Origin of the sequence: Nonomuraea maheshkhaliensis (genome assembly GCF_039529435.1) — a bacterium.
In the GTDB taxonomy this organism is placed as follows: Bacteria; Actinomycetota; Actinomycetes; order Streptosporangiales; family Streptosporangiaceae; genus Nonomuraea; species Nonomuraea maheshkhaliensis.
In genome coordinates this window covers 1-7,484 of sequence record NZ_BAAAMU010000232.1, presented here as the reverse complement: position 1 = coordinate 7,484, position 7,484 = coordinate 1, and the positions used below count along the sequence as shown (strand labels likewise).

Sequence of the window (7,484 nt, the reverse complement as noted above, 5' to 3'; positions counted from 1 at the left end):
CCTTGACGTACACCTTCCACGAGCACGAACCCGTGCAGTTCACGCCGTGCGTCGAACGGACCACCTTGTCGTGGCTCCACCGGTCCCGGTAGAAGGCGTCCGCCTGCCGGCCGCCCACCTGGTGCAACGACCGCAGATCCGGCGACACCGCGCCCGGCCGCAGGTGCCGGCCCAGCTTGAGCAGCGCGTCGCTGACCGGACCGTCGATTCCTGTCATATTCGTCCCTTCGGTCGTGATCAGCTGCTGGCGACGCCGTAAGCGTGGAACTGGGCGTGCACGCGGTCCAGCAGCTCCTGGCCGGGCGGTGCGGTGCCGGCGAGCGGGAAGCGCAGGCCGAGCCGCTCGTACTTGCCGATGGCCATGCGGTGGAAGGGCAGCACGTCCACCCGTTCCACGTTGCCGAGCCCGGCCACGAAGCGGGCCAGCGCGTCCACGTTCTCCGGCGCGTCCGTCAGCCCGGGGACCAGCACGAACCGCACCCACGTCGGCCGGCCCAGCTCGGCCAGCCGGCGGGCGAAGCGCAGGGTCGGTCCGACGGGGCCGCCGGTGACGCGCCGGTAGGTGGCCGGGTCGTAGGACTTGATGTCGAGCAGGACCAGGTCGGTGTCGGCGAGCAGGGAGTCGGTGGCGCGGACGCCGAGCAGGCCCGAGGTGTCCAGGGCGGTGTGCAGGCCGCTTTCGTGGCAGCGGCGCAGCACCTCGGCGGTGAAGCGGGGCTGCAGCAGCGGTTCGCCGCCGCTGACGGTCACCCCGCCGCCGGCGACGGAGATGAAGCGCCGGTATTTGCCGATCTCGGCCATGATCTCGTCGGTGCTGACCTGGCGGCCGTCGCGCATCCGCCAGGTCTCCGGGTTCTGGCAGTACTGACAGCGCAGCGGGCAGCCCGCGGTGAACAGCACGAACCGGGTGCCGGGGCCGTCCACTCCGACCGACAGGTCCCACGAGCTGACCGCCCCGTTCATGTCGAGCCGTGGAAGGTGCGGCTGACGACGTCGCGCTGCTGCTCGGGGGTGAGACGGACGAAGTTGACCGCGTAGCCGGAGACGCGGACGGTGAGCTGCGGGTAGCGCTCGGGGTGTTCCATGGCGTCCAGGAGCACGGCGCGGGTGAGCACGTTGACGTTCATGTGGAAGCCGCCCGCGTCGAAGTATCCGTCCAGCACCCCGGCCAGGTTCGTGACGCGCTCCTGAAGGGTGCGGCCGAGCCCGTCGGGGGTGGCGGTGCTGGTCAGCGAGATGCCGTCGAGGGCCTGGTCGTAGGGGATCTTGGCGACCGACAGCGCGGAGGCGATCATGCCGTGGCGGTCGCGGCCGTTCATCGGGTTGGCGCCCGGGGCGAACGGCTCACCGGCCCGGCGGCCGTCGGGGGTGTTGCCGGTGTGCTTGCCGTACACCACGTTCGAGGTGATCGTCAGGACGGACTGGGTGTGCTCGGCGTCCCGGTAGGCGCGGTGTTCGCGGATCTTGCTCATGAACGAGCGCACCAGCTCGACGGCGATGGCGTCGGCGCGGTCGTCGTTGTTGCCGTAGACCGGGAAGTCGCCGTCGACCGCGTAGTCCACGGCCAGCCCGGTCTCGTCGCGGATGACCCTGACCCTGGCGTGCTTGACGGCGGACAGGCTGTCGGCGGTGACGGACAGGCCGGCGATGCCGCACGCGAGGGTGCGCTTGACCGGGTGGTCGTGCAGGGCCATTTCCAGGCGCTCGTAGGCGTACTTGTCGTGCATGTAGTGGATGATGTTGAGCGCGTTGACGTAGGTGCGGGCCAGCCAGTCCATCATCCGGTCGAGCGCCTTGGTGACCTCCTCGTAGTCGAGCACGTCCCCGGTGACCGGCGGGTACGCGGGCCCCACCTGCTCGCCGGTGAGCTCGTCGCGGCCGCCGTTGATGGCGTAGAGGAGCGTCTTGGCCAGGTTGACGCGGGCGCCGAAGAACTGCATCTGCCGGCCGACCGGGGCGGCGGAGACGCAGCACGCGATGGCGGTGTCGTCGCCGGTGCGCGGGCGCATCAGCTCGTCGCTCTCGTACTGCAGGGCGCTGGTCTCGATCGACAGGGTCGCGCAGAACCGTTTGAACGGCTCGGGCAGCCGCGGGGACCAGAACACGGTCAGGTTGGGCTCGGGGGCGGGGCCGAGGTCGCGCAGCGTCTGCAGGTAGCGGAAGCTCGTCCGGGTCACCAGCGGCCGGCCGTCCTGCCCGATGCCGCCGATCGACTCGGTCACCCAGGTGGGGTCGCCGGAGAAGAGCTGGTCGTACTCGGGGGTGCGCAGGAAGCGGACGATCCGCAGCTTGATCACGAAGTCGTCCACGAGCTCCTGCGCCCGCTCCTCGGTGATGCGGCCTTCGGCGAGGTCGCGTTCCAGGTAGACGTCCAGGAACGTGGAGGTGCGGCCCAGGGACATGGCCGCGCCGTTCTGCTCCTTGACGGCGGCCAGGTAGGCGAAGTACAGCCACTGGATCGCCTCGCGGGCGGTTGTGGCCGGCCGGGAGACGTCGTGGCCGTAGGAGGCGGCCATCACCTTCAGCTCGTCCAGCGCCCGGAGCTGCTCCGACAGTTCCTCCCGGTCCCTGATGACCGCGTCGGAGGCGTCGGCGTCGTCCAGGGAGCGCAACTCGGCCCGCTTGCCCTCGATCAGCCGGTCCACGCCGTAGAGGGCGACGCGGCGATAGTCGCCGATGATGCGGCCGCGGCCGTAGGCGTCCGGCAGGCCGGTGATGACGCCGGAACGGCGGGCGGCCAGGATCTCGGGGGTGTAGGCGTCGAACACGCCGTCGTTGTGGGTCTTGCGGTACTTGGTGAAGACCTCCTTCACCGCCGGGTCGAGCCGGTGGCCGTACGCGGCCAGGCTCTTCTCCACCAGGCGCAGCCCGCCCGCGGGCATGATGGCCCGCTTGAGCGGCGCGTCGGTCTGCAACCCGACGATCAGCTCGCGGTCCCGGTCGATGTAGCCGGGCGCGTGGGCGGTGATGGACGACGGTGTCTTCGCGTCCACGTCGTACACGCCGCGCCGCCTCTCCTCCGGGAACAGGGCGCTCACCTTCGCCCACACGGCCAGGGTCCGCTCGGTCGGGCCGGACAGGAAGCCCTCGTCGCCGGTATAGGGCGTGTAGTTGGCTTGAATGAAGGCCCGGACATCCATCTTGCTCCGCCAGGCCGTGCCGTGAAAGCCGCGCCACGCTGACAACACGGTCGCCGTCATGGTTCCCCCTTCGCGTCGAATGCCCGCTTTCACCCTCCTGGATCCGAGCGGCGGCCACCGCGGTCGAAAGGCACCGGCGAAGAGGACCAAAGGCACTACTTCCCTGGTCCTTCTCCCGCGGCGCCCCTCCGCCTCCCGGTGGCAGGATCGGGACCAAAGTCCCGGTGGGGCGGGTCGCACGGCCCTGGGGAGCGGCCCGGTGCGGGAGCAGCCTGACTGGCATGGACGTTCTGGATCTCTCCCGCTGGCAGTTCGGTGTCACCACCGTCTACCACTTCCTCTTCGTGCCGCTCACCATCGGCCTGTCGATCATCGTGGCCGGACTGCAGACCGCCTGGCACCGGACGAAGAAGCCGGAGTATCTCCGATTGACCCGGTTCTGGGGACGGCTGTTTCTGATCAACTTCGCCATGGGCGTGGTGACCGGCATCGTGCAGGAGTTTCAGTTCGGGATGAACTGGAGTGACTACAGCCGCTTCGTCGGAGACGTGTTCGGAGCGCCGCTGGCCATGGAAGGGCTCATGGCGTTCTTCCTGGAGTCCACCTTCCTCGGCCTGTGGATCTTCGGCTGGGACAGACTGCCACCCCGGGTGCATCTCGCCACGATCTGGCTGGCCGCCATCGGCACCAACATCTCCGCCTACTTCATCCTCGCGGCCAACTCCTGGATGCAGCACCCGGTCGGCTACCGGATCAGCAACGGCCGCGCCGAGCTGACCGACATCTGGGCCGTGCTCACCAACTCCACCACCCTGGTCACCTTCCCGCACGTCATCTTCGGCGTCTTCCTGACCGCCGCGGCCTTCGTGCTCGGCGTCAGCGCCTGGTTCCTGCTGAAAAAGCGGGACACGCCGCTCTTCCGCACCTCAGCGCGGCTGGCCCTGGTCGTCGCCCTCGTCTCGGCCGTGGGCGTGTCGTTCTCCGGCCACTGGCAGGCGCAGATCATGACCGAGCAGCAGCCGATGAAGATGGCCGCCGCGGAAGCCCTGTGGGAGGACGAGAGCTCCGCCGGCTTCTCCCTGTTCGCCGTCGGCGACGTCGAGAACGGCCGCAACCACGTCAACCTGCAGATCCCGTACGGCCTGAGCCTGCTGGCCACCAACACCCTGGACGGCGAGGTCGAGGGCATCAACGACATCCAGGCCCGGTACCAGGCGCTGTACGGCCCGGGCGACTACCGGCCGGTCGTGGGCCTGGCGTACTGGTCGTTCCGCCTGATGATCGGCTTCGGCGCGCTGTCGGCGCTGCTCGCCGCGGCCGGGCTCTGGCTGACCAGGCGCGGCCGGCTTCCCGCGGGGCGGTGGGCCTACCGGCTGGCCATCGCCGGGATCGGCCTGCCCTTCCTGGCCAACACCCTGGGCTGGATCTTCACCGAGATGGGCCGGCAGCCGTGGACGGTCTTCGGCCTCATGCGCACCGCCGCCGCGGTCTCGCCGACCGCGGACGTCGCCTCGGTGGCCATCACCCTGGCCGGCTTCACCCTGGTCTACGCCGTGCTGGCGGTCATCGAGGTACGCCTGCTGGTCAAGTTCATCCGCATCGGGCCGCACGAGCAGACGGAGCCGGAAGCCCCCGTCCCCGCCCTGAGCTACTAGAAGGACATCCCCGTCATGGAACTGACCACTGTCTGGTTCGTCCTCATCGCCGTGTTGTGGACCGGGTACTTCCTGCTGGAAGGATTCGATTTCGGCGTCGGCATCCTGCTGCCGTTCCTCAGCCGGGACGAGGCCGACCGGCGCGTCATCGCCACCTCGATCGGCCCGGTGTGGGACGGCAACGAGGTGTGGCTGCTGGTGGCCGGCGGGGCGACGTTCGCCGCCTTCCCCGAGTGGTACGCCACCCTGTTCAGCGGCTTCTACCTGCCGCTGTTCCTCATCCTGCTGGCGTTGATCGCCCGCGGCGTGGCCCTGGAGTACCGGAGCAAGTCCGACCGCACGCGCGGCTGGGACCGGGCCTTCTTCTGGGGATCGCTCGGCCCCGCCTTCCTGTGGGGCGTGGCGTTCGCGAACATCGTGCGCGGCGTGCCGCTGGACGCCGGCCACGAATACACCGGCACCCTGCTCACCCTGCTCAACCCGTTCGCGCTGCTCGGCGGGCTGGCCACGCTGCTGCTGTTCACCCTGCACGGCGCGGTCTTCCTCGCCCTGCGCACCACGGGCGAGCTGCGCCTGGGCGCGGCGCGGATGGCCAAGAGCCTCTTCCCGGCGGCGCTCGTGGTGGTGATGGCGTTCCTGCTGTCCGCCGGCGGCTCGCGGCCTGCCTGGTGGGGGGCGGTGGCGCTGGTCGCGCTCGGCCTGCTCGGCGCGCTCGTCGCGACGCTGCGCGGCCGCGACGGCTGGGCCTTCACCGCGAGCGCGGTGGCCGTGGTCGCGCTGGTGGCGGCCCTGTTCATCGGGCTGTTCCCGAACGTGCTGCCCGCGCTCGACCCGGCCAACAGCCTGACCGTGACCAACGCCGCCTCCTCGCCGTACACGCTCACGGTGATGACCTGGGTGGCGGGAATCTTCACGCCCGTGGTGCTGGCCTACCAGGCGTGGACGTACTGGATCTTCCGCCGTCGCCTCACCGGAGCGCCCGCGAGGGGATGACGCCGGACCTGCTGTTCCGCGACAAGACAACCCGATGGGAGGCGCGTGATGGACGCGCTGGTCGTGTACGAATCGATGTTCGGCAACACCGAGGAGATCGCCAAGGCGATCGCGGAGGGGCTCTCCACCCGCCTGCGTACGGAGGTGGCCGAGGCCGGCCGCGCACCCGGAGCGGTGGGGGCGCAGGTCGGGCTGCTGGTGGTCGGCGGGCCGACGCACGCCTTCGCCATGAGCAGGGCCTCCACCCGCCGCTCGGCCGCCCAGCAGGCCACCGGGCCGCTGGTCTCGACCGGGAACGGCGTGCGCGAATGGCTGGCCACGCTCCGTACCTCCTCGGCCGGGCTCCGCTCGGCCGCCTTCGACACCCGCGTCGCCAAGCCGCGCATGCCGGGCTCGGCCGCGCGCGGCATCGCCAGGCGCCTGCGCCGCCTGGGCGTCATGGTCGTGGCGCCGGCGCAGAGCTTCTACGTCACGGGTACGGAGGGTCCGCTGGCCGAGGGGGAGCTGGAGCGGGCCAGGCAGTGGGGCGAGAACCTGGCGGCGTCGTTCCCGGTGGCGACGGCCTGAGCGGCTGTCTCCTGGCAGGGCCCTTCGTCCCTGACACCGGCGACCTCCGGCCCTGCACCCCGAGGGGGTGAACGCGATCAGATGAGAGTGACGAAGGAGGTCATCATGATCATCGTAGGAGTCGACGGCTCCGTGGCATCGCGGGCCGCGGTGGAGTGGGCGGCGGGCGACGCCGTGCGCAGGAGCGTGCCGCTGCGCGTCGTGCACGTGACCGACACCACCTGGTACCTGGTCGGCAGGCGCCCCGAGGCGGTCCTGCCGGCCACAGTGCACCAGGAGGGATGGCGGGTGCTGCGCGAGGCGGAGGCTCTGGTGCGTGAGCGTCACCCGGCCGCCGAGGTCACCACGTGCGAGCTGGAGGGCACGCCCGCCGAGGTGCTGCGCGAGCAGGCCGAGGGCGCGGACGAGCTGGTCGTGGGCAGCCGCGGGCTGGGCGGGTTCGCCGGTGCGCTGCTGGGCTCGGTGAGCTCGCACGTGGCCGGCCACGTCGCCTGCCCGGTCGTGGTCGTGCGGGGCGAGAACCTGCCGGTGCACGGCGAGGTCGTGGTGGGGGTGGACGACTCGCCGGAGTGCGAGCCCGCCCTGGCCTACGCCTTCGAGCAGGCGGAGCTGCGTGGCGTGACGCTGCGGGTCGTGCACGCGGTGGAGTCGCCGGCGCACGACTTCGTCCCGTCGACCGCCTACGACGTGAACGAGGTCCGCGCCATGGAGCAGCAGGCCGTGCACGACCGGGTGAAGGCCGCCGGGCACGACCACCCGCAGGTGACGGTCGTCGAGGACGTCCGGTCCGCCCATCCGGTGGACGCGCTCACCGCGGCCGCCGAGCGGGCGGATCTGCTGGTCGTGGGGTCGCACGGGCGCGGCGCGCTCGGATCGGCGCTGCTCGGCTCGGTCAGCCGGGGCGTCCTGCACCACACCCTGTGCCCCGTGGCCGTGGTCCGTTCGTGAGCCGCGCGCCTCTGCGCCGCCGCCCCCGCCCGGATGCCGGCGTCCGGGCGGCGCTCCCGTCAGTCCTTCCGGTCGGCGCGCAACCGTGCGGCCAGGGCCGCCGCCTGGGTACGGCGCTGCATGTTCAGCTTGGCCAGGAGGTTGGAGACGTAGTTCTTGACCGTCTTCTCGGCCAGGAACA

Annotated in this window: 8 protein-coding genes; 4 read left to right on the top strand and 4 right to left on the bottom strand. The window is 71.0% G+C overall.

Translation table 11 applies throughout. The features are described 5' to 3' along the window. From ABFX54_RS55295 to pflB, 3 genes are all read right to left on the bottom strand, one after another. Nucleotides 1-217: hypothetical protein (locus tag ABFX54_RS55295; RefSeq protein WP_346115375.1), on the bottom strand; the 217-nt coding region annotated here is incomplete at its 3' end. 20 nt (nucleotides 218-237) lie between these two features. Further along, nucleotides 238-963, bottom strand: a complete 726-nt coding sequence (gene pflA, locus ABFX54_RS55290; protein ID WP_346115374.1) for a pyruvate formate-lyase-activating protein — start codon at nucleotides 961-963, stop codon at nucleotides 238-240. Beyond that, nucleotides 960-3,200: a formate C-acetyltransferase gene (gene pflB, locus ABFX54_RS55285; RefSeq protein ID WP_346115373.1), complete on the bottom strand. Its 2,241-nt coding sequence runs from the start codon at nucleotides 3,198-3,200 to the stop codon at nucleotides 960-962. The genes pflA and pflB overlap by 4 nt, the downstream gene beginning before the upstream one ends. Before the next feature lie 221 nt (nucleotides 3,201-3,421). Between pflB and ABFX54_RS55280 the strand changes: the two genes are divergently transcribed. The 4 genes from ABFX54_RS55280 (at nucleotide 3,422) to ABFX54_RS55265 (ending at nucleotide 7,303) form a co-directional block, all read left to right on the top strand. After that, entirely contained in the window at nucleotides 3,422-4,795 is a 1,374-nt protein-coding gene (locus ABFX54_RS55280; RefSeq protein ID WP_346115372.1) for a cytochrome ubiquinol oxidase subunit I, read from the top strand. Nucleotides 4,796-4,810: 15 nt separating this feature from the next. Then, on the top strand, nucleotides 4,811-5,788 hold the full coding sequence (gene cydB / locus ABFX54_RS55275; RefSeq protein WP_346115371.1) for a cytochrome d ubiquinol oxidase subunit II: 978 nt from the start codon (nucleotides 4,811-4,813) through the stop codon (nucleotides 5,786-5,788). Between the two features lie 48 nt (nucleotides 5,789-5,836). Next, on the top strand, nucleotides 5,837-6,355 hold the full coding sequence (locus ABFX54_RS55270) for a flavodoxin family protein (protein WP_346115370.1): 519 nt from the start codon (nucleotides 5,837-5,839) through the stop codon (nucleotides 6,353-6,355). A 105-nt stretch (nucleotides 6,356-6,460) separates the two neighbouring features. After that, complete coding sequence (locus ABFX54_RS55265; protein WP_346115369.1) at nucleotides 6,461-7,303, top strand: universal stress protein; 843 nt, start codon at nucleotides 6,461-6,463, stop codon at nucleotides 7,301-7,303. 59 nt (nucleotides 7,304-7,362) lie between these two features. Here the strand turns inward: ABFX54_RS55265 and ABFX54_RS55260 are convergent. Further along, nucleotides 7,363-7,484, bottom strand: a 122-nt coding sequence (locus ABFX54_RS55260; RefSeq protein ID WP_346115376.1) for a LuxR C-terminal-related transcriptional regulator, incomplete at its 5' end; no start/stop codon positions are given.